At 59.3% G+C, this 22,659-nt stretch carries 17 protein-coding genes; 12 read left to right on the top strand and 5 right to left on the bottom strand.

Annotated elements, in window-relative coordinates; translation table 11 throughout:
• Positions 1–335: 335 nt before the first annotated feature.
• The 10 genes from PDO_RS27470 to glnT all read left to right on the top strand — a co-directional run bounded on the left by PDO_RS27470 (position 336) and on the right by glnT (position 10,610).
• The gene (locus tag PDO_RS27470) at positions 336–986 is read left to right on the top strand and encodes an alpha-L-arabinofuranosidase C-terminal domain-containing protein (RefSeq protein ID WP_348225831.1); all 651 of its coding nucleotides are present in this window, start codon (positions 336–338) and stop codon (positions 984–986) included.
• 26 nt (positions 987–1,012) lie between these two features.
• The gene (locus PDO_RS23125; protein ID WP_007607550.1) at positions 1,013–2,110 is read left to right on the top strand and encodes an ABC transporter ATP-binding protein; all 1,098 of its coding nucleotides are present in this window, start codon (positions 1,013–1,015) and stop codon (positions 2,108–2,110) included.
• Position 2,111: 1 nt separating this feature from the next.
• On the top strand, positions 2,112–2,993 hold the full coding sequence (locus PDO_RS23120; protein WP_007607548.1) for a carbohydrate ABC transporter permease: 882 nt from the start codon (positions 2,112–2,114) through the stop codon (positions 2,991–2,993).
• The gene (locus PDO_RS23115) at positions 2,990–3,841 is read left to right on the top strand and encodes a carbohydrate ABC transporter permease (RefSeq protein WP_007607546.1); all 852 of its coding nucleotides are present in this window, start codon (positions 2,990–2,992) and stop codon (positions 3,839–3,841) included. Before PDO_RS23120 ends, PDO_RS23115 begins: the two co-directional genes overlap by 4 nt.
• A gap of 82 nt (positions 3,842–3,923) precedes the next feature.
• Positions 3,924–5,234: an extracellular solute-binding protein gene (locus tag PDO_RS23110; protein ID WP_007607543.1), complete on the top strand. Its 1,311-nt coding sequence runs from the start codon at positions 3,924–3,926 to the stop codon at positions 5,232–5,234.
• 262 nt (positions 5,235–5,496) lie between these two features.
• Positions 5,497–6,153, top strand: a complete 657-nt coding sequence (locus tag PDO_RS23105; protein WP_007607541.1) for a helix-turn-helix domain-containing protein — start codon at positions 5,497–5,499, stop codon at positions 6,151–6,153.
• Positions 6,154–6,246: 93 nt separating this feature from the next.
• Positions 6,247–7,152 (top strand): class II glutamine amidotransferase, encoded by a 906-nt coding sequence (locus PDO_RS23100; protein ID WP_007607536.1) that lies wholly within the window; start codon positions 6,247–6,249, stop codon positions 7,150–7,152.
• Between the two features lie 32 nt (positions 7,153–7,184).
• A complete protein-coding gene (locus tag PDO_RS23095; protein WP_007607535.1) occupies positions 7,185–7,871 on the top strand; it encodes a GltB/FmdC/FwdC-like GXGXG domain-containing protein in 687 nt (228 codons plus the stop codon).
• Positions 7,872–7,885: 14 nt separating this feature from the next.
• The gene (locus PDO_RS23090) at positions 7,886–9,214 is read left to right on the top strand and encodes an FMN-binding glutamate synthase family protein (protein WP_007607533.1); all 1,329 of its coding nucleotides are present in this window, start codon (positions 7,886–7,888) and stop codon (positions 9,212–9,214) included.
• An 88-nt stretch (positions 9,215–9,302) separates the two neighbouring features.
• Positions 9,303–10,610, top strand: a complete 1,308-nt coding sequence (gene glnT, locus PDO_RS23085) for a type III glutamate--ammonia ligase (RefSeq protein ID WP_007607531.1) — start codon at positions 9,303–9,305, stop codon at positions 10,608–10,610.
• Between the two features lie 123 nt (positions 10,611–10,733).
• On the opposite strand, the gene PDO_RS23080 is transcribed toward glnT, so the two are convergent.
• Both PDO_RS23080 and PDO_RS23075 read right to left on the bottom strand, forming a co-directional pair.
• Complete coding sequence (locus PDO_RS23080) at positions 10,734–11,774, bottom strand: dipeptidase (protein WP_007607529.1); 1,041 nt, start codon at positions 11,772–11,774, stop codon at positions 10,734–10,736.
• A 454-nt stretch (positions 11,775–12,228) separates the two neighbouring features.
• Positions 12,229–13,326, bottom strand: coding sequence for a helix-turn-helix domain-containing protein (locus tag PDO_RS23075; protein WP_141649984.1), 1,098 nt, complete (start codon positions 13,324–13,326; stop codon positions 12,229–12,231).
• An 87-nt stretch (positions 13,327–13,413) separates the two neighbouring features.
• Between PDO_RS23075 and PDO_RS28465 the strand changes: the two genes are divergently transcribed.
• On the top strand, positions 13,414–13,554 hold the full coding sequence (locus tag PDO_RS28465; protein WP_160167059.1) for a hypothetical protein: 141 nt from the start codon (positions 13,414–13,416) through the stop codon (positions 13,552–13,554).
• Between the two features lie 219 nt (positions 13,555–13,773).
• Here PDO_RS28465 and PDO_RS23070 read toward each other — a convergent pair whose 3' ends face one another.
• Together PDO_RS23070 and PDO_RS23065 are read right to left on the bottom strand one after the other, a co-directional pair.
• Positions 13,774–16,869 (bottom strand): efflux RND transporter permease subunit, encoded by a 3,096-nt coding sequence (locus tag PDO_RS23070; protein ID WP_007607524.1) that lies wholly within the window; start codon positions 16,867–16,869, stop codon positions 13,774–13,776.
• The gene (locus PDO_RS23065; protein WP_007607523.1) at positions 16,866–17,972 is read right to left on the bottom strand and encodes an efflux RND transporter periplasmic adaptor subunit; all 1,107 of its coding nucleotides are present in this window, start codon (positions 17,970–17,972) and stop codon (positions 16,866–16,868) included. The genes PDO_RS23070 and PDO_RS23065 overlap by 4 nt, the downstream gene beginning before the upstream one ends.
• Positions 17,973–18,630: 658 nt before the next feature.
• Here PDO_RS23065 and PDO_RS23060 point away from each other — a divergent pair.
• Positions 18,631–19,767, top strand: coding sequence for an alpha/beta hydrolase (locus PDO_RS23060; RefSeq protein WP_007607519.1), 1,137 nt, complete (start codon positions 18,631–18,633; stop codon positions 19,765–19,767).
• A gap of 7 nt (positions 19,768–19,774) precedes the next feature.
• On the opposite strand, the gene PDO_RS23055 is transcribed toward PDO_RS23060, so the two are convergent.
• The coding region (locus tag PDO_RS23055) for a complex I subunit 5 family protein (protein ID WP_007607517.1) at positions 19,775–22,659 on the bottom strand (2,885 nt) is incomplete at its 5' end.

Below are 22,659 nucleotides of genomic sequence, written 5' to 3'. Positions count from 1 at the left end.
GGCCCCTGGCAGATCGGCCAGAAGACCGCCGACGAATACGGCCGACTTGCATTCGAGACCGCAAAGGCCATGCGGGCCTTGGACAAGTCGATCGAACTCGTCGTCTGCGGTTCGTCTTCGCCGAAAATGCCGACCTACCCTGCCTGGGAAGCGACCGTACTCGACTACACCTATGACAGCGTCGACTTCATCAGCCTGCATATGTATTTCGACAATCACCAGGGTGACACAGCAAGCTATCTGGCTCAAAACGCCCGCCTCGACGATTACATCGCCACCATCGCCGGCGTGATCACCTTCACCAAAGCCAAAAAGCGTTCGAAAAAAGCGTCTACATCAGCTTTGACGAATGGAACGTCTGGTATCACTCGCGCGACGCCGACCGCCAGGTTCTCGAAGGCAATGACGGCTGGCCACATGCGCCAGCGCTGCTGGAGGACATCTACAATTTCGAGGACGTGCTGCAGGTCGGCTGCATCCTCAACACCTTCATTCGCCGCGCCGATGTGGTCAAGGTCGGCTGCCTTGCCCAGCTCGTCAATGTGATTGCGCCGATCATGACCGTTCCCGGTGGCCCCGCCTGGCGCCAGACGACATTCTATCCCTATCAATTCGCTTCGCATTACGGACGCGGCAAGGCATTGCAGCTGGCACTCGATTGCCCGGGCTATGCAACCGATTTTGCCGACAAGGTAACCTATCTGGATATTTCCGCGGTCGAGACAGAGACCGACGGCGCATTGACCCTCTTCATCGTAAACCGCAATCAGACCGAGACGATCGATCTCGACATGGCACTCGAAGGCTTTGGCAGCCGCCGCGTCATCATGGACAAGGTCATCGAAGGCCATGGCCTTCGCGACACCAACAGCCCGGACCAGCAGCCGGTAGCCCCCAAAGATGGCAGCGGCGCACTGGTCAAGGACGATCGGATCTCAGCCGCCATAGCGCCGCTCAGCTATCGGATGATCCGGCTCGGCCTGTAGACGACTTGCGACGGGGAGGAGGAACCATGTCAGCATCAATCGAGATCAACAATGTCACCAAGCGCTACGGCGCCCTGACTGTACTGGACAACATATCGCTCACCATCAAGCCCGGCGAATTCGTCGTGTTCCTCGGGCCTTCTGGCTGCGGAAAATCTACGCTGCTGCGCATGATCGCAGGCCTTGAGGACGTCACGGACGGAACGATATCCGCCGGTGGGACACGCGTGGATACGCTGCCGCCCGGCCAACGCGGCGTCGCGATGGTGTTCCAGTCCTATGCGCTTTATCCGCATATGACCGTTGCGCAGAACATGGCCTTCGGCCTTGAGAACATCAAACTGCCGCGAGACGAAATCAATCGCCGGGTCGCGCTTGCCGCTGAAACGCTGGAAATCGGCCATCTGCTCGATCGCAAGCCGGAAAAGCTGTCCGGCGGACAGAGGCAGCGCGTCGCCATCGGCCGGGCGATCGTCAAGGAGCCGAAGGCTTTCCTGTTCGATGAGCCGCTGTCCAACCTCGATGCCGCCTTGCGCGGCCGCACGCGGCTGGAACTCGCTCAGTTGCATGCCCGCCTTGGCTCGACGATGGTCTTCGTGACCCATGACCAGATTGAAGCGATGACACTCGCCGATCGTATCGTCATCATGCATGACCGCAAGATCGAGCAGATCGGCACACCGATGGAGGTCTATCAGAGGCCCGCCACGCGTTTTGTTGCCGGCTTCATCGGTTCGCCCGCCATGAATTTCATTCCGGTCACCGGCATCGGATCCGAAACCGCTGGTCTTTCGGTCACCACCGCAGGTCTTGGAACGCTGCAGACCAACATTCAGCCACAGGTGGATTTTTCGGCCGATGGCAGCACGCTCGGCATCCGTGCCGAAGACATCGCGGTCCTGCCGGATGGCGAAACCGGCATCGGGCTGACCGTCGAAGTTGTCGAGCGACTTGGCGATCGAACGCTGGTTTATGGCGCACTCGATGACGGAAGCAAGCTGACCGCCGAGGCTGATGGCCGAAGCACGGCGCGCATTGGCGACAGGCTGCAGATCCGTCTGGATCATTCGGCGCTGCATCTCTTCGACGCCAAGGGCATTGCCCATCGTATGGAGGGTGTCTGACATGGCCGAGAGCTATCGCCGCAGCCAATGGAGCCACGGGCTGTTCATCTTGCCCTATCTATTGTTCTTCACTGTGCTTCTGGTCTTTCCGCTGATCTGGGGCATGTGGCTTAGCCTGCACAAGGTTGACCTGTTCGGGCCAGGCCGCTTTGTCGGCTTGTCCAACTATGTCCGCGTCTTTGGCGACTCGGTCTTCCTGCAAGCTTTGCGCAATACGCTGGTCTTCGTCGCGTTCAGCGTGCCGGCGCTGGTTGCGCTCGGTCTGTTCCTCGCGCTGGCGCTCAACCGCACCACGCGCTCCACCTCCTTCCTGCGCGGCCTGTTCTTCTCATCGTCGGTGCTATCGGTCACCATTGTCACCCTGATCTGGCGCTTCGTCTTCATTCCCGGCGACGGCCTATTGCCGGTAATCTTCGAACAGTTGGGGATGGAGCCGCTCAATTTTCTCTCAACCAGCGGCTGGTCGCTGTTTGCGGTGGGAGTCGCCACTGTGTGGTGGTGCCTCGGCCTGCCGATGATGCTGTTTCTGGCCGCATTGCAACAGATCCCGGTCGATCTCTACGAGGCGGCATCCCTCGACAATGCCAGTCCCTGGCGCGTGCTCACCCGCATTACCCTGCCCTCGATCGCACGCACCATTATGCTGGTGACCATCATTCAGATCGTCATGCAATTCCAGTTGTTTGGCCAGGCCCAGTTGATGACCAATGGCGGTCCGAACGGGTCCTCGCGTCCTTTGGTCATGTACATTTACGAGGTGGGCTTCGTTCGCTGGGACCTTGGCAAAGGTGCCGCTGCCTCACAGGTCCTGTTCCTGATCATCCTGATCGCGGCCATGGCCCAATATGTGGTCTCGACCCGCAAGACGGAGGCTGGCGAATGACCCCTGACAAAACAACATATCGGCCCGCCACATTGACGGCCAACCGGACCATGCTCTGGCTCGCCGGAATACTGTCGGTGGTGATGATGGCGCCGGTGGCCTGGCTCATCGGTCTCTCGATCAAGAACAACCAGGAACTGATGCTGGGCACCGAATCCGTCTTCAGGATGCCCTACACCATCGCCAATTATCTCAACATCCTGCATTCGTCGCAGGTCTTCGGCTGGCTGACAAACAGCTTCATCGTTGCCTGCGGCCAGACGCTCGGTGTGCTCGTTCTGTCGTCGCTTGCCGGCTACGCCTTTGCGCGACTGCACTTTCCGTTCCGCCGCACTCTGTTCATCATCGTGCTCTTCGGGCTGGCGGTGCCGGAACAAGCGGTAATCATCGCGCGCCACCAAATGTTCAACTGGTTCGGTCTGCACAACTCCTATCTGGGACTTATGCTGCCCGGAATGTCATCGGCCTTCGGCGTATTCCTGATGACACAGTTCTTCCGGGCCATTCCCAAGGAGATCGACGAGGCTGCCCTTCTGGACAACGCCTCGCAGTTCCGCATCTTCTGGAAGATCATGCTGCCCCTGACGCTGCCCGCCCAGGCGACACTCGGCATCTTCACCTTCCTGCATGGGTGGAACGATTATTGGTGGCCACTCATTTCCGCGACAAAAAAGGAAATGTTCACGCTGACGGTCGGCATCGCTTCATCGCAGACCAATTTCGCCCAAAGCGAAGGCCTTGGCTTTCTTGCCGCCCAGGCCGTCTTCGCCAGCCTTCCGGTCCTGATCGTCTATCTGATTTTCCAGCGTCACATCGTCACCGCCGTCTCCGGCGGTGCGGTGAAATAATGCCTGATCCGGTCGAGAGGAGTCGATCGGATCAGTCTTAACCAAAGGGGCCGCGTGCCCCGACACAAGGGAGAGAACTTTCATGAGACGTATTCTTTTAAGCACGGCTGCCCTGATTGCATTGAGCTGCGGCACGCATGCCCAGGCTCAAACAAAGATTGAACTGCAGCGTTTCTTTGGCGCCTGCGAAGCCGACTATGGCTCGGTGACCGATGTATCGTCCGCCGTTGGCGAATGCGGGATCATCACGGCGCTGGTCAACAAGTTCGAGGCGGACAATCCGGATATCGACGTCAATATCACGACGGTGGAATGGCCGGGCTACGATCAGCTAAATGCCCAGCTTGCATCAGGCGCGGCACCCGACGTCGTCTCCATGCACTATTCCGCAATATCCGACTATCAGTCCCGCGGGCTGATCGAGGCAATCGATCCCGTCCTTGCGACACAGGGCATCACGCCTGAGAGCTTCACGGATGCCGGCCGCGGCGGCGTCACCAAGGAGGGCCAAATGTTTGGCCTGCCATTTGACAACTGGACCATGCTCTTCCACGTCAATCTCAATCTGATGAAGGAAGCCGGGCTCGTGAATGCCGACGGCACTCCGATCCTGCCGAAATCCGCCGACGAATTGATCGCCCAGGGCAAGCAGTTCAAGGAAAAGACCGGCAAACCTTATCTCGTGCAGATCCTCGCCAACGAAACCGCGTCCTATGCACGCGTGCTGTATACGATGCTGCAGCAGCAGAAGTCCGATTTCTTCGCCGATCCGACATCGATAAAGCTGAACACGCCGGAGGCCAAGGCGGTGGTTGAGCTGATGAAGCGTATCAAGGACGAAGGTATCAGCACACTCGGGCTCGACTATGCGGCCGCCGTATCCGGTTTTGCCAATGGTGATGGCGGCATCGCGGTCAATGGCACCTGGCTGATCGGTGACTATGTTGCCCAGTCAGAAAAAGCCGGGACCGCTCTTGCCAACGGCTACACAGTCTACCCGATCCCGCAACTCTTTGCCGCGCAAGACAGCACCTATGCCGATGGCCATAGCTGGGTCATGCCGAAAAAGGATCGCTCGCCGGAGCAGGTCGAGGCAATCGGCAAGCTGTTCAAATTCCTGACCGACAATGACTTCCAATGGGCCCGCACTGGTCATCTGCCGGCCGTGAAAGCCGTCTTCGACATGGAGGAATTCAAGTCACTGCCGCATCGGACCAATATTGCGCGGATCGCCGAAACCGGCCGTTCACTGCCGTCTGAGGTACAGAGGCAGTTTCCGATCCAGGACATCATCGGCGAAGAAGTCGGCGCTGCGGTCAATGGCGACAAATCGGTCGAAGAAGCGCTGACTGGTGCCGAAAGCAGGATCAACGACCTGCTCGCCAATCTGTAGGCCGACGCCTACGCTGTCCCAAACACGATCTTCTGCAAACGGCTTCCCTGGGCCGTCTCCACGCGCCGCACTCGGCGCGTGGAGTAAAGACGGGATAGCTGGTGCAGAACCACACTACACTCCGGCAGTCGCTACCTGTTTCTCCAGTCAAGCGGGCGTTTCACCCGCCTTCAGGAGAATATTTTGGCATAACGTCAAAATCGGCTAAATCAACCAGACGCGCAGGCTCACAGTCACAGCCCGCGGGACAGGAAAGAAGCCGATGGCCAAGAAAGAACCAGGGACGAAAAGTCCCCGCAAGCCTCTCCTCGCTCAGGACCCGCACGCCGTCCGCGAGCCACGCGCCAACAATCTGGAAATGGCGATCGGCCACGAGGTTCGCACCTATCGCAAGAAACTCGGTATCACAGTGGCCGATATGGCGGTCGCCACCGGCATGTCAGTCGGCATGCTGTCGAAGATCGAGAATGGCAATATCTCGCCGTCTCTGACCACATTGCAGGCCCTGTCGAAGGCTCTGGGCGTCCCGATCACCGCCTTCTTTCGCGGCTTCGAGGAACCCAAAAGCGCAAGTTTCGTCAAGGCCGGCGAAGGCGTGAACCTTGAGCGCCGCGGCACCCGCGCCGGTCACCATTACAGCCTGCTCGGGCATATCGAAAACAACAGTTCCGGCGTAACCGTCGAACCCTATCTGATCACCCTCAACGCCGAATCCGACGTCTTTCCGACCTTTCAGCACACAGGCATGGAATTCCTCTACATGCTCGAGGGAGAGGTGATTTATCGCCATGGCGATAGTCTCTACCGCATGGAACCTGGTGATAGCCTGTTCTTCGATGCGGATGCGCCGCATGGACCGGAGGAACTGGTGAAACTGCCCGCACGCTATCTGTCGATCATCGCCTATCCACATCAATGATCATTGCCTGATAGGAAGATATTATTCCTACGGATTGATATCACCGGTGACCGCTGCTAGGTCTGTCTTCAAGGGAAATTGGAGAAGACAGCCATGTGCGGCATCGTTGGTTTGTTCCTCAAAGACAAGACGCTCGAACCGCAGCTCGGGACGCTGCTGTCGGACATGCTGATCATCATGACCGACAGAGGCCCGGATTCGGCCGGAATCGCGATCTATGGCGGCACGGTCGCGGGCAAGGCCAAGGTCACGATCCAGTCGGCGGAGCCGGCAGTGGATTTTGCCGGGCTTGAGGCCGATCTCGGCAAGGTTGGGATTTCCGCATCCGCCATCGTCAAAAGCACCCATGCGGTGGTCGAAATCGACGCATCAAGGCTTGCCGATATACGCGCCATCTTCGCCGATATCCGTCCAAACGTGCGCATCATGGGCTCGGGTGAAAGTGTTGAGATCTTCAAGGAAACCGGCCTGCCCAAGGATGTCGTCGCGCGTTTCGACCTGCGCTCGATGTCGGGCTCGCATGGTATCGGCCATACGCGCATGGCGACAGAAAGTGCGGTGACCACGCTTGGCGCCCATCCGTTCTCGACCGGGGCCGATCAGTGCCTGGTGCACAATGGCTCGCTGTCGAACCATAACAATCTACGCCGCGAACTGATCCGCGACGGCATGACGTTCGAAACGCAAAACGATTCAGAAGTGGCCGCTGCCTACCTGACAGCCGAAATGGCCAAGGGCAAGGATCTCGGGCAGGCACTGACCAGCGCCCTCGATGATCTCGACGGCTTCTTCACCTTCGTCGTCGGCACGAAGTCCGGGTTTGGCGTGGTGCGCGATCCGATCGCCTGCAAGCCTGCAGTTATGGCAGAGACCGACCAATATGTGGCTTTCGGCTCAGAATACCGCGCGCTGGTCAATCTGCCGGGTATCGAGACTGCCCGCGTCTGGGAGCCGGAGCCCGCCACCGTCTATTTCTGGGATCACGAAAAGGCTGCCTGATATCAGCCCTTCACGACAAGAAAGTTCCGCTCATGCCCGTCTTTGACCTCTCCCAAACGCCGCTTCGCGAACTCAACAGCGCCCTGCACAAACTCGGCCAGGGCGCGAACGACACAGCATTCGAGGTCATCAATCCGCGTGGCAGCCATTCTGTCGCCGTCGGCATCGATAGCCCCGTGACCGTCGAGGTGAAGGGCTCGGTGGGCTATTATTGCGCCGGCATGAACGATGGCGGCACAGTCACCGTTTACGGATCCGCCGGCCCGGGAGTGGCCGAGAACATGATGTCCGGCACGGTCGTCATCGAAGGTGATGCCTCGCAATATGCCGGCGCGACCGGACGCGGCGGCCTGCTTGTGATCAAGGGCAATGCTGCCTCGCGCTGCGGCATCTCGATGAAGGGTATCGATATCGTCGTACATGGCTCGATCGGCCATATGTCGGCCTTCATGGGACAATCCGGCCACTTGGTCGTCTGTGGCGATGCCGGCGAAGCGCTTGGCGACAGTCTGTATGAGGCAAAGCTGTTTGTACGTGGCACTGTGAAGAGTCTCGGCGCCGATTGCATCGAAAAGCAGATGAAACCCAAGCATCTGGCAAAACTGGCCGAGCTTTTGCAACAGGCCGGCATCAACGATGTCAAGCCGGAAGAGTTCAAGCGTTATGGCTCGGCCCGCAAGCTCTACAATTTCAATATAGACAACGCTGACGCGTATTGAGGCGAGGACCAGCCATGAGCTACCACAACCCGTTTACCCCGCCACGCAAGTCCGCCACCTTCGATGACCACACGCTCGCCGAAATCCGGCGCGCAGCCGCCACCGGCATCTACGACATCCGTGGCGGCGGCACCAAGCGCAAGGTGCCGCACTTCGACGACCTGCTGTTTCTCGGCGCCTCTATCTCGCGCTATCCGCTCGAGGGCTACCGCGAGAAATGCGACACTTCGGTCGTTCTCGGCACGCGTTTTGCCAAGAATCCGATTCATCTGAAGACCCCGATCACCATTGCGGGCATGTCCTTCGGCGCGCTGTCTGGCAACGCCAAGGAAGCGCTTGGGCGAGGTGCAACGCTTGCCGGCACATCGACCACAACCGGCGACGGCGGCATGACCGACGAGGAACGCGGGCACAGCGAGACGCTGGTCTACCAGTATCTGCCGTCGCGCTATGGCATGAACCCGAAGGATCTTCGTCGCGCCGATGCAATCGAAATCGTGGTCGGCCAGGGCGCCAAGCCCGGCGGTGGCGGCATGCTGCTTGGCCAGAAGATTTCGGACCGTGTTGCTAATATGCGCAACCTGCCCAAGGGCATCGACCAGCGCTCCGCCTGCCGTCACCCGGACTGGACAGGCCCGGACGATCTGGAAATCAAGATCCTCGAACTGCGCGAGATCACCGACTGGGAAAAGCCGATCTACATCAAGGTCGGCGGCGCCCGTCCCTATTATGACACCGCGCTCGCCGTGAAGGCCGGTGCTGACGTGGTGGTGCTCGACGGCATGCAGGGCGGCACCGCCGCGACCCAGGACGTCTTCATCGAAAATGTCGGCATGCCGACGCTCGCCTGCATTCGTCCCGCAGTCCAGGCGCTGCAGGATCTGGGCATGCATCGCAAGGTGCAACTGATCGTCTCCGGCGGCATCCGCTCGGGCGCAGATGTCGCCAAGGCGCTGGCACTCGGTGCCGATGCGGTGGCGATCGGCACGGCAGCACTGGTTGCGATCGGCGACAATGACCCGAAATGGGAAGAGGAATACAGACAACTCGGCACGACGGCCGGCGCCTATGATGACTGGCACGAGGGCAAGGACCCGGCCGGCATCACCACCCAGGATCCGGAACTGGCAGCGCGCCTAGATCCGATCGCCGCCGGACGCCGGCTCGCCAACTACCTCAAGGTCATGACGCTGGAGGCCCAGACGATTGCCCGGGCCTGCGGCAAGAACAAGCTCACCAATCTCGAGCCGGAGGATCTCTGCGCGCTGACCATGGAAGCTGCCGCCATGGCGCAGATCCCTCTCGCCGGCACCAACTGGTATCCCGGAAAGGGAGGTTTCTAACACTTGAATGGCTGCATCCTGCTCCCAGGCATGCGGCCATTTTTCTTCTCAACCGATGTGTCTCAATCCATAAAAACAGGGGAACGACGTGACACAGGATCTTGCAGGCTTCGCCGCCGAGCGCGGCATCAAATATTTCATGATCAGCTATACCGACCTCTTTGGCGCCCAGCGCGCCAAACTGGTGCCGGCCGAAGCGATCGCCGACATGCAGAAGGATGGCGCCGGCTTTGCGGGCTTTGCCACATGGCTCGACCTGACGCCCGCCCATCCCGACCTTTTTGCCATTCCCGATGCCGCCTCGGTCATCCAGCTTCCCTGGAAGAAGGACGTTGCCTGGGTTGCCGCCGATTGCGTCATGGAGGACAGGCCGGTGGAACAGGCGCCGCGCGTCATGCTCAAGCGCCTTGTGGCGGAAGCGGCAGAGCTGGGTCTGCGCGTGAAGACCGGCGTCGAACCGGAGTTCTTCCTGATCTCTGCCGACGGCGAGAAGATCTCCGATGAGTTCGATACGGCAGAAAAGCCCTGCTATGATCAGCAGGCACTTATGCGCCGCTATGACGTGATTGCCGAAATCTGCGACTACATGCTGGAACTCGGCTGGAAGCCGTACCAGAACGACCACGAGGACGCGAACGGCCAGTTCGAGATGAACTGGGAATATGACGATGCGCTGAAGACGGCCGACAAACATTCCTTCTTCAAGTTCATGGTCAAGTCGGTTGCCGAGAAACACGGCCTGCGCGCCACTTTCATGCCAAAGCCCTTCAAGGGGCTGACCGGCAACGGCTGCCATGCCCATATCTCCGTCTGGGATCTCGACGGCAAGGTGAATGCCTTTGCCAACAGGGACATGCCGTTCGGGCTTTCGGCCAAGGGCAAGACCTTTCTCGGCGGCATCATGAGCCATGCCGCGGCACTTGCCGCGATCACCAATCCGACGGTCAATTCCTACAAGCGCATCAATGCGCCGCGCACGGTCTCGGGCGCCACCTGGGCTCCGAACACCGTGACCTGGACGGGCAATAATCGCACACACATGGTCCGCGTGCCGGGACCTGGCCGTATCGAGCTTCGTCTGCCGGATGGAGCAGTCAATCCCTACCTGTTGCAGGCAATCATCATTGCGGCGGGCCTGAACGGCTTGAAAAACAATGCCGATCCGGGGCCGCATCACGAAATAGACATGTACCGCGACGGCCATCTCGTTAAGGATGCACCCAAGCTGCCGCTCAATCTCTTGGACGCGCTTCGCGCCTATGAGGCAGACAAAGAGCTACAGGCCACACTCGGCATGGAATTCTCGGTTGCCTATCTCAAGCTGAAGCACGGAGAGTGGAGCAGCTACTGTGCCCAGTTCACTCCATGGGAGCATCAGACCACGCTCGATATCTGAGTGATCCCCGGTGTGCGGTCTGCGTACCCAAGCGCTGCACCCGGGTCACCAACCCGGCGCGAGAGCAATCAGTGGCCAAAACAGATTGCAGGCAACTGGCATGGACTGTCTTTGCCAATGCCGTCACGCGCCCCAGGTTCGCTCCAGCAGCGAAAGCCAGTTGCCATGTGCGATCTTCATCAATGCCGCATCGTCATAACCGGCTGTGCGCAATGCACCAAGCAGACACGGCAAGCCGGTTGCATCACCGATCCTGTTCGAGATCAGTGTACCATCAAAATCGGAACCAAGGCCGACGTGATCGATGCCGACCCGGTCGACAAGATAGTCGACGTGGCGCACCATCACGGAAATGTCCATCTCGGCATCGGCCTTACCGTCCGGATGGAGGAACTTGACGCCAAAATTCAGGCCGATCAGGCCGCCGGTGTGACGGATTGCGTCGAGCTGCCGGTCCGTCGCATTGCGGCTGTGCGGGCAGATGGCAAAAGCGTTCGAATGCGAGGCGACCAGCGGCGCATCGGAGATTTTTGCAACGTCCCAGAAACCTGCATCATTCATGTGTGAAAGGTCGACCATGATCCTCAGTCGATTGCACAACCGGATCAAATCGCGCCCGGCGTCAGACAGGCCCGGTCCGATATCGGGCTGGTGACCAAAACGGAACGGCACGCCATGGGCGAAGATATTCGGGCGGCTCCAGACGGGACCGAGTGTGCGCAGGCCAGCCGCATGCAGAACATGGATCAGGTCCAGGTCCGGTCCGGCAGCCTCGATTCCTTCAATGTGGAATACCGCGGCGAAGCTTTCCTTTTCCATCGCTGCGCGAATCTCGGCAACCGAGGTGCAGATGCTGAAGGCAGCGTCCGACTGTTCGGCTATCCGACTGAGCAGGGCCGCCTGCGCGATTGTCTGCTCAAGCGCGGACAGACGTTCGACACGCGGCAGGTCGCCGTTTTCATCAAGGCCCCATGCTGGCGACGGGACATAGATGGCGCAAAGACCGCCAGCGAGACCGCCTTCCCGCGCCTTGGGCATATCCACCTGCATGCGAGCACTTCCTTTCAGCACCCGCGTCTCGGCGCCTTCGCGTCCCTCATGCATCAGACGTGACAGGATGTCGTTGTGGCCGTCAAATACGGGAATTCTGACCAGTTCTTCCATCCTGCCTGCCTCTGCCAATTCTGTCTCCGTCACACCGTGATCTCCTGGATTGCTTCATGCTCGCGACAAGACCTGCCGGTCGGCTCCGACCAAGCCGTGAACCATATCCGGCGTGTGGATGGTCGAGATGAAAGCGCAGCGCTTGGATCGCCACAAATCCTGCACCTGTCTCGTAGCTTGGCGGCGTGGTCTACGAATGATCCGCAATCGATGCAAGTCCTCGCACATACGCATGACTGAACGCGCAGCCGGCTGACGTCAGGCATGCCGGCTGCGTTTCCGCAACAGGTGTGTGGGATGACTGTGGATGCTGGAAACACGCAGCCACAGGAACATGTCCGGTGCACAGGGCGTTACTGGGCTGGCTCCAGACATGGAGACGCAGGCACACATAGCAGTGCCCCCCGCAATACCGCCTCGCCGCACGTGGTGCCCAGTGTAAAGAGTGAAAGCGCTATCCCTGCAATCGGCGCAGGAGCGTCCCCAACCGACCCGTGGCCGGGCAATCGTGACGACGACGAGCCTGGGAACACGGCATGCGACCTTTGCCGCCGCGGCGCGCATCACTTGGACTGTATCCGAAGGCTCGCTTGAAAGCGCGGCTGAACTCTGCACCATCCGAAAAACCGTGCTTCTCGGCAATTTCGAGGATGAGACGCTGATCGTCGGGGTCGGTGAGGGATGAATGGGCTCCAAGCAGCCGGCGATGCTGGATGTAGTGCATTACCCCGCCGAAGGGTTCGAAGAGATTGTACAGCCGTGTTCGTGAAATGCCGAGTTCTCGTCGAACTGCCTCGCTCGCCAGTTCCGGATCGAAGAGTCTTTTTCGCACGAACTGTCTGGCTTTTTCCAGAAGCACAGTCGCAATTGGCTCCTCTGCGGCTTCGATGTTGTCGATCGACGGAGACACACAGGCAAGGATCATCGCGTTGGTGGCCGCGACCAGATCCGGCACCTCGGCCTGGGTGAGTAACGGCAGACGGTTCGCCATCCCGACGAGATAATCCGAGAAGAGATGGCCCATTCCGGTGCCAAGCTTTGAAAATTCTGCGGCACTCAGCGCGACGGCTGCCTCATGGGAGAAATCGCGCGGCACAAACAGCATCAGCATCTCGCTTTTCGAGACGTTTCCTGAAAAACTGCGACCAAGGGAGTGGATTTGAACCTCTCCAGGGCCGGCGGCAAATGTCCTTCTCGCGCAATCGGTCCTGATCCTGCCCGATTTGAGCAAGGTAACCGTCCAGTGATCGAGCGGCTCGCGGCGGACATGTCCGGGCAGGCTGGCAAAACCCAGTTCATCGGTGCTGATCTCAGCAAAAACGAGATTGCCCAGATCCCAGATCTTCTGCCTGCCGTGAAACCGCGCCTCCGTGCTGCCCGTCTGCGTCAATTCGAGCATCGGCGCAAAACTGTCGTGCCAGACGGCGAACTGAGCGGAATGATCAAACCCGTCAGTGCTCAGTTCGAAGGATGGCAGTCCAGGAGACCGGTCATTGGTGTAATCAACATTACATCCTGAACGCCCCCCGGCACCGAGCCGCGAATAGGGCATCAAAGCAGCCGACCCGGCAAGCGTGGTATTGCTCTGGTGGAACCTCATATCGTTGCCTCCCCTGTCGCAACTGTAAACGCCAACCGAATGCGCATCTCGATCCGGCTCAAAACGGTGGAGATTTCCCCTCAACTAAACGGCCTGAAATCGACCGGCACCTTCGACACCAAAGCATTAGAACCGGAACCCGATGGCGCCAATGCTTGCACCGTTGGACAACAAAAATGATTAAGTGCATGAGCACATACGCAGATATCCGCTGACAACCGCACCGAGGAAATTAGCCCCGAACCCCAAAACTATGCAGTGCGTCCTCCTATGCCCAGGAAAGACCGGCCACTTCCGCAGGTGCCGCAATACGCTTCGTGTGTCAGAACGTGGTCGAAAACTGCTCTGCCGTGACAATTGGGTCGCGGCAGCGGCTTTCAGGAGACCGTCACAGATGGATCAACTCTGCGCGCCGACCGCCGCTGTATGCGGTTGCGGCTCCTCGTCCGTTGTGGCTCCAAGTTCCGCCGGAATGCGAAACCACAGCACATACAGGGCTGGCAGAAACACCAGTGTCAGTGCGGCCGCCACGACTAGACCGCCGATGACAGTGAATGCAAGTGGTGACCAGAACGGATCCCGAATGATCGGCAGCATGCCGAGGATCGTCGATCCTGCCGTCAAAAACACCGGCCTCAGTCGTTGCGCAGTGACCTCGATCACGCCCTGCCACGACGGCCCCTGCTCTTCCATGCGGATGTCGATCTGGTCGATCAGCACCACGGAATTGCGGGTGATCATGCCGATGAGTGCGATCATGCCGAGCACTGCAATGAAGCCGACAGGCGTATTGGTGACCAGCATGATCAAGACAACGCCGATCAATCCGAGCGGCACGACGCTCACGACCAGCAGCAGGCGCTGCACACTCTGTAGCTGGAACATCAAGACAATCAGGATGATGATGCCCATCAGAGGCAGCATTTCCAGAACGGAGGCTAGGCCTTCGTCGGCACCTTCGACAGCACCCCCGACCTCGATGACGTAATCGGGGTTGGCCAGGCGCAGTTCCTCGATCTTGTCCTCTGCCGCCTCAACGACCCCCGCTGCCATGACGCCTTCGGCGACATCCGCCTGCACCGTGATGGTGGTCGAGCTGTCACGGCGCCAGATAACCGGCTGCGTTGTCTGGTACTCAATCCTCGCAATGCTCGAGAGCGGTATCGTGTGGTTGGGTCCGACCGGAATCTGCAGCTGACGGAGCGTATTGACGTCGACGCGCTCTTCCGCATTGGCTCTTGCGACGACATTTACGAGATAGATCGAGTCCCTGACCTGGGTGATCGGCACGCCGGAAGCGGTCGCAAACAGCGTCTGGGCGATCACCGCAGAGTTCAGGCCGACCAGTCGCGCACGATCCTGATCGACATTGATGACGACCTTGCGCACCGGCTCATTCCAGTCAAGATTCGGCTCGACCACGCCGGGCACCTGCGCGATGGCGTCCGCCACCTGCCAGGCCACATTGCGCACGCCTGCTGTATCGGCGCCGCTCACCCGGTACTGGACAGGCCAACCGACCGGCGGGCCCATTTCCAGCGGCGAAACGCGAACGATGATATCCGGCATTCTTTCGTCAAGCTCGCTTTGCAGACGCTTTTGCAAAGCATCGCGGGCCTCGACGCTCTTGGCGATCACGACGGCCTGAGCCCGCGAAGGAGCGGGTGCCTGGAGATCCATCGACAGAAAGAAGCGCACGGGATCAGAACCGATATAGAAACTCCAGTCGGCGACATCCTCGTCGGTCGCCAGAACTTCCTCGACCTTGGCCACTTCAGCGGCCGTCGCCGCCTGCGATGCATTCTGCGGTAGGGTCAGTTGCAGAATCAATTCTGGCCGATCGGATGCAGGAAAGAACTGCCGGTTCATCGCCTGGGAAGCGATCAAGGCAAGGATGAACATCGCGATGGTTCCAAGGATGACCATCACGCGCAGGCGCATGCAGGTATGGAGGAAGTTCTTGAAGCCGCGGATCACCGGACCATCCTGCTTATCGCCCGTCGCCGCACCTGATTTGAGCACGGCGAGACCGACAACCGGGGTGAGCAGCACCGCGACAAGCCAGGAAACAATGAGCGAAAAGCCGATAACGAAGAACAGAGAACGGGCGTATTCACCAGAAGAACTGCTGGCGAAGCCGACGGGAATGAACCCTGCAATCGTCACCAGCGTGCCGGCAAGCATGGGGAACGCCGTCGTCTTATAGGCGTGAGAGGCGGCCTTTATCCGGTCCCATCCCTCTTCCAACTTGGCCATCATGGTCTCGACCGTCACCATGGTATCGTCGATCATCAGGGTCAGAGCAATAATCAGGGCGCCGAGTGACACGCGCTGCAATGCGATGCCGGCTACGTCCATGAACACGAAGGTGAGTGCAAGGACCAGCGGAATGGAGACAGCGACTGCAAGACCGGCGCGGACACCAAGGGCCAGAAAGCTGACGCCGAGCACGATGACAACGGCCTGTCCGAGCGATGTCGTGAACCCCCGGATGGCGTTCTCGACGACCTCTGGCTGGCTTGCGACATGCGACAGATCTATCCCGATCGGCAGGTCGTTCTCGAACTGCCGCATGGTTGCATTGATATTTTCGCCAAGCTGCAGAATGTCGCCACCCGACGCCATCGAGATGGCGATCCCGATCGCGGGTTTGCCCTTGACCCTGAAACGCGGTTGCGGCGGATCGACCGTGCCGCGGACAACGCTTGCAATATCGCCCAGCCGCACGAAACCGGCAGTAGTTGGAATATTCAGTTTGCGGATGTCGTTTTCATCGACGAGACTTCCCGACACCTGGAGAATGGTTCGATCCTGATCGGTGGTCATCAGGCCGGACGGCAGAACCGCATTCTGGGTCTGTATCGTACTGACGACTGTCGCAGCACTGAGACCAAGGCTCGCCAGTCGCTCGGTCGAAAACTCGATATAAATCGTCTCGTCCTGTGTGCCGATCAGTTGGATCTTGCCGATATTCTCGACCTTGAGCAGACGATTGCGTGCCTCGTAAGCCCAGTCACGCACTTCCCGATCACTGAACCCTTCGGATGACAGGCTGTAGATGATGCCAAATGTATCGCCGAAGTCATCGTTGAAGAACGGCCCGCGAACCCCTGCCGGCAACGTGCCCTGCATGTCGCCGACCTTCTTGCGGGTCTGATACCAGCTTTCGCCCACCTGATCCGGCGGCGTCGAGTCGTCGAGGGTTACATAGATGATCGACTGACCGGCGGTGGTCAGGCTGCGCAGGTTGTCGAGGTTCGGCACCTCCTCCAGCGTCCGCTCGAGCCTGTCCGTGATCTGTTCGACAGTCTGCTCGATCGTGCCTCCCGGCCAGGCGGCCGAAACGATCATCGTCTTGAAGGTGAAATCCGGATCCTCGTCACGGCCGAGATTGACATAGGAGACAATGCCGGCAATGGCGCTGATGACAACGAGAAAGACGATGAGGCTCTGGCGCCGGATCGCCCATTCAGACAGATTGAATCCTTCGTTCATTTCGCGCTTCCTTCCAGAAGGCGAACCGGCATTCCGGGACGAAGCTGCTGGACGCCGGCGACCACGACCTGATCGCCACTCGCCAGCCCCTTGGTGACGAGGAAATCCTGCGTATCGAAACGATGGACCTCGACCGGTACCAACTTGGTGGTGTTCGAGGCTGCATCGACCAGCCAGACAGCCGTCTCATTGTTCTGGTTGAACAGCGCAGTCATCGGCAGCCGTGCCGCCGGTGCACCGGCAAGGCGGATCGTGCCGCGGACGGCACTGCCGAAGCGGAAGTCATCCGGCGCAGCGTCAAGCCCGATGCGGACGGTGAAATTGCGGGTAATGGGATTGGCCGTCGGCGAAATTTCGCGGACGGCTCCGGTCGCCTTGCTGGACGGGTTGCTCAGCAACTGAACATCGACACGCGCCTGACCACCGGTTGTCTGTATCGTTGCCTCGGGAACCTCGAAGACCGCGTCGCGCGCGCCAAGCTGGGCGACACGAACGACCATCTGTCCACCGCCAACGACCTGGCCGACCTCACCGCCTGTCGCAGTCACGACGCCGGCCGCATTGGCCTTGAGCACGCGATTGTCGAGATTGGTCTGGGCGATCCGCAATCCGGCCTTGGCAGCATCCACTCCCGCCTGCGCCATGCTGGCCTGGGCGATCGCATTGTCGAGAGCCTGGCGGGTCGTGGTCCGCGGATATAGCTGCTGCTGGCGTGCGCGCGAGATATCCGCATTCTGGAACTGGGCTTCCGCCGAAAACAGGTTTGCTTCCGCCTTGCGCAATGCGTCCTGGGCGTCTTCTGCATCGAGGCGAGCCAGCACCGTACCGACCTCGACCAGGTCTCCGACCTCGACATCGCGCTCGCGGATCTCGCCGCCTTGACGGAAACTGAAACTTGTCTCGACAACGGGCCTGATTTCGCCAACCAGCGAACCGAATGTATCCTCAGGGCTGAAGGAGACGGCGATCGTCTTGACCGGCCGTGGCGGCAATTCTGCGCCCTCGTCTTCTCCCTGGCAGCCAACCAGGAGCATGGCCGTCAAGGCCACCGCCGCCGGACCCAGGAACACCTTATACTCCGACGTTGAGACACGTGTTTTCATGAAAGAATTCCCCATATGCATTTCGATGTAACGGCATGGCCGTCACGTGTGGGTCGTTGGTTCAAGACGTTTGATTTGGCTTGCGAAATTGCTTCCCGGCAGAGCCGCGTCACGGACATGCGGCGCAGCCCCTCCCCCACGCGGCAGGTGGCTCACGGCTACCGCCGAGCATTGAAGCCGCGTTGCAGGAGACACGAAATGATCGGCGGCCTGAACAATCCAGAGATGGTTCGTTGAAACGGAGATCAACAGATGCATCCGTCCGGGCTCCGCAACACAATCCGCACCGCAACCGCCTGAACTCTGTATGGAAACCGAAGTCATGCTGCTCCCGTTCAACGCTTTACATATTCATGACGATGGCTCACGGAGTAAAAACGGAGACCTCGCTAGGGCACTATAGTGCTGTTCAAGATGCGAAGTGATCAGCATAGAATCCCGCAAACAGGCACAGCGTACAGATTTCAACGCCGATAAAATCGTGTGTACTACAGCCATTTATATGGATGCACCGCATTTCCGCGTGGCCATGAAAGCACACTTGCTTTCTTCCCGGCCGGAAAGATACAAAAACTCTCCAGGCAGCCGTTGTCTACTTGCGCCTTTGCTGCACATAAATTCGTTAGCTTCTCTGCAAATACGAGACGGATGCTGTTTCATGCGTTTGTGTGTCCTTCTGATCATCCTGATTTCGTTGACAGGCTGCGGTGGACCGCGTGCGGTCCTCGGTCTCGATGGGCCGGCTGGCAGAGATCCGAAAACAACGGAAACAATCTATCTGGCGACGACGCGGGCCCGGTCGGACAATCCGGGCCTTCCCTATTCCGCAGGGCGATCGTTGAAGCTGAACTTTGCCCGGTTCGAAATCGGCATTCCCGAAAACCACATACCAGGGCATGTCGAAAAGACAGGCCGAACACCGGATCCGTCCCGCCACTTTACCGCCCGCGAATACCAGCCGATCGAGCAGCGCAAACAGTTCATTGCCCAGCTCAACGCGGCGCTGGCGACCCGGGCGCCGAAAGATCGGGAAATCTTCATCTTCGTGCACGGCTACAACAACAATTTTGCCGATAGCATTTTTCGGAACGCCCAGATTGTGCATGACTACAACATCAACGCGGTTGCCCTGCATTACGCGTGGCCATCGGGCGGTGCACTTCCGCTCTACGTCTTCGACAGGGACAGCGCGCTTGTCGGTCGGGCGGGACTTGCCGAAACTATCGAGATCGCCTCAAGGACGAAAGCGAACAGGGTGATCCTGGTCGGCCATTCGATGGGAGCCTATGTGGTGACCGAGGCCCTACGCGATCTGGCCGTCACCGGTCGCCGCAGCAGCCTCGACAGATTGGGCGGCGTGGTGCTGGCGGCGCCGGACATCGATGTCGACGTTTTCCAGAGCCAGGTTCGCGATATCGGAAAACTTCCCAAGCCCTTCACTATCATCGTTTCGAGGCGCGATCGTGCTCTTGGAATTTCCCGACGCCTGACAGGTGGACATCCTCGTGTCGGCAGCGGTTCGGACATCGCCATGCTTCAGCAGAAGGAAATTGCGGTGATCGACGCCTCTGACCTTGATGGTGGCAGACACAATGTCTTCGCCAGTTCACAGACGCTCATGGATGTGGTCAACAACAACGATCTGATGCGCAACCTGCTCCGCGAAGAACAGGCTCCGGCAACGCAGACATTGATCGGCGACAGTGCCTCGGTCGTCGAAGGCGCAGCATCGCTGGTGATCTTCCTGCCGGCCAGGATCCTGGGCGGCATGGCAAACGCGGTCGCCGCCCGATAACCCGCTCTTACGGCGTCCCAGGGCCAAACCCGAATGTTCCAAGCGCGTACAGCGCGATGACATAGTAGAGGACATGAAGCGCATAGGTCTGGCCATTGCCGGTATAGATCTTGCGCACAAGCCCGCCCGCGCCAAGGGTGAGCCCGGAGACGCCATCCCAGAATGCATTGGCAAGCGGCGTTACCAGAGGTGTGAAGACCGCACGGTAGAAGCCGTAGAAACGCGTCACACCGGCAGAAGCAGAACGGCCACGGCCACGGCCAATCCAGTAGAGCAGCATGAACACCAGAAGAAGAAGCACTGTCGCCGCGACGGTCACAGCCATGACGGGCAAAGGGTTCCAATAGGCATAGATGCTCTCAAGCGACATGCCCTCCCAGACCAAGGTGGACGCGAAAAGCGGGTCGACGGCCTTCGATACCGGCTCCATGACCAACTTGGGAAAAAACGACAGCACCAGTATGCCGGCCACCAGCACAAACTGCGGCAGCAAAATCGGCAATGGCGCCTCCTTGAGGTCGCTTCTGCCGACTGCGGACGGCGCCCAGAACACCGCATGGAACAAGCGAAACATGTACAGAAATCCAAGGAATGTCGCCACGGCGGCCATGATCGCCAGGCCGGACCAACCTTTCTCCATCATCGCGCTGATCAGCAGCCACTTGCCTCCGAAGCCGGCCAAAGGCGGAAGCCCCGACATCGAAATCAACGCGATGACCACGGCGGCAAACGTGAAAGGCATCTTCCCTGCAAGCCCGCCGGTCTGATCCAGCAGTCTTGTCCCCGTCCTGAGCACGATCCCGGCGACGGCGAGAAACAGGATGCCCTTGACCATCAGGTGGTTGGCGACAAGATAAAACGCTGTCACCCAGCCGAGATGGCTCATCAGAGCGATCGCAGTGATAATGTAACCGATCTGACTCATGCTGGAATAGCCCAGCATGCGCTTCATATCGTTCTGCTGAAGCGCCATGACCGCACCGGCAATTGTCGTGAGCAGACCGATCCACCCCATGAAATGTGCCAGTTCGAGCCCGACCTCGGAGCGAATGGCAAGATAAGTGGTCATGAACAGACCGAAGACTGCAATCTTGCTGATGACGGCCGAGAGCATAGCTGACAGGTCGTCATCCGCCTCGGCATAGGCACCGGGCAACCAGACATGAACGCCGACAGCGCCCGCCTTGATCAGAAAGCCGCCTGCCAGAAGCAGGAAGGCCGGCGCGGCTGCGGGACCGGCGGTGGCGAATGCAGACAGTGCCGTCGTGCCATTGGCACCTGTTGCGATCCCAAACCCGGCAAGCAGGCAGAACGCCGACACAAGCGAAAACAGCAGGAACTGCAAAGCGTAAGGATGGGCGCCGCGCCCGAGGGTAATGAGGAAATAGGAAGACAGGGTGATGATTTCCCAATGGAAGAAGAATTCGAGACTGGTTGATGACTGCAGCAAACTGGCGATCGACAGCAGCAGAATTGTCATCATCGGGTAAAATCCGGGACGCGCGTCCGGGCGATAGAAACCGGACGATCCGATAATCAGACCGCCAGTGATCAGGACTGCAGCGAACAAGGCGTTGATGCCCGAGACATCATCCAGAATCCAGCGCGCGCCCAGGAAAACGGTAAGTAACATCAAAAGGCACTTGGCCCGGCCAGGAAGCCCGTCGAGAATATAGAGGCCAGCGCCGATACAAAGCGGGGCAACAAGAGATGGGGAGGCCGCACCGGAAAGACCGGCCGCCGCAAAACCGCCTGCAGTGAGCAGCACGGCGCATCCCAGCACTGGCAGCATGCGGCCGAGACCAAGCGCAACCGGAACGCCTCCGGTGACCGAACGCATGGCCTGCTTGAACCAGCGGAACATATAGGCAGCCTCCAGCAGGGAGCCGGCAAGGATGACCACGATCCAGATATAACGTTCGCCTCTGGCGACCTGCATGATGAGTTCCCATTTCGCCCAGAAACCGGGAAATGGCGGCAAGCCGGAAATTGCCACCAAAAGCAGAGCAAAGACGCCGAGAAGCAAAGGTCGTCCGGCAATATCGGACCAGCCATCAATATCCTTGCGCCCGACCACGCCGGCAAGCCAGAACAACCCCGCCTTGGCAAAGAGATGGTTGATGAACAAGCCGCCGACCACAAGCGGCAATGTTTCCTGCGCACCGAACTGCTGCATCAGCGACAGAGCGAGGGTGAGCAGTCCCATCTGCGCGATCGAGGAATAACCGAGCATTCGTTGGACATTGGTCTGCTGAAGCCCGACCAGATTGGAAAACAGAAATGTTATTCCACCGCAGAGGGCAAGAATGTCGAGATGGTTCTCAAACAGCGGTAGCAGCTTGTAAAGGGCAAAGAACACGCCGGCAGACACGCCTCCCGAGACAAGCGCGGCAACCCCGCTATCGGCCGTCTCGTAAACATCCAGCCCCCAGCCATTGGCCGGGAACGGCTTCAATTCAACCACCAGGCAGGCCAGCACGAACAACAGCGCGGTTGCTCCGATCGGCCCGGAGATCAACGCCCGGTTGGCGATCATGTCGTCAATATTGAGCGTTCCGGTGACATGATAGAGAAGTGCGGCCCCCAGCAGAAAGAACGAGGAGGCAATCACCGTCGCCATGATATACTTGAAGCTCGCGGCCAGGGCTTGCGGTGTGCGCTGAAGGCCCAGAAGGCCATAGGTGCCGATCGAGACGATCTCAAGAAATACGAACAGGTTGAACAGGTCGCGGGTCATCACCATGCCGTTGATGCCCATGATCAGGATCAGATAGAGCAGCAATGCGGGGTAGCTTATGCGCAGGCGGTCCCACATATGCCATGCGCCCAGCAGTGCCGCGACATTGACGCAGACGGAAAAGAACCCTTCCGCAAGGCCGAAGCGCAGATTAA

This window comes from Rhizobium sp. PDO1-076 (assembly GCF_000247475.1).
GTDB lineage: Bacteria > Pseudomonadota > Alphaproteobacteria > Rhizobiales > Rhizobiaceae > Allorhizobium.
Note: the sequence above shows the minus strand (reverse complement) of the source record. Positions and strands in the feature narration are given on the sequence as shown.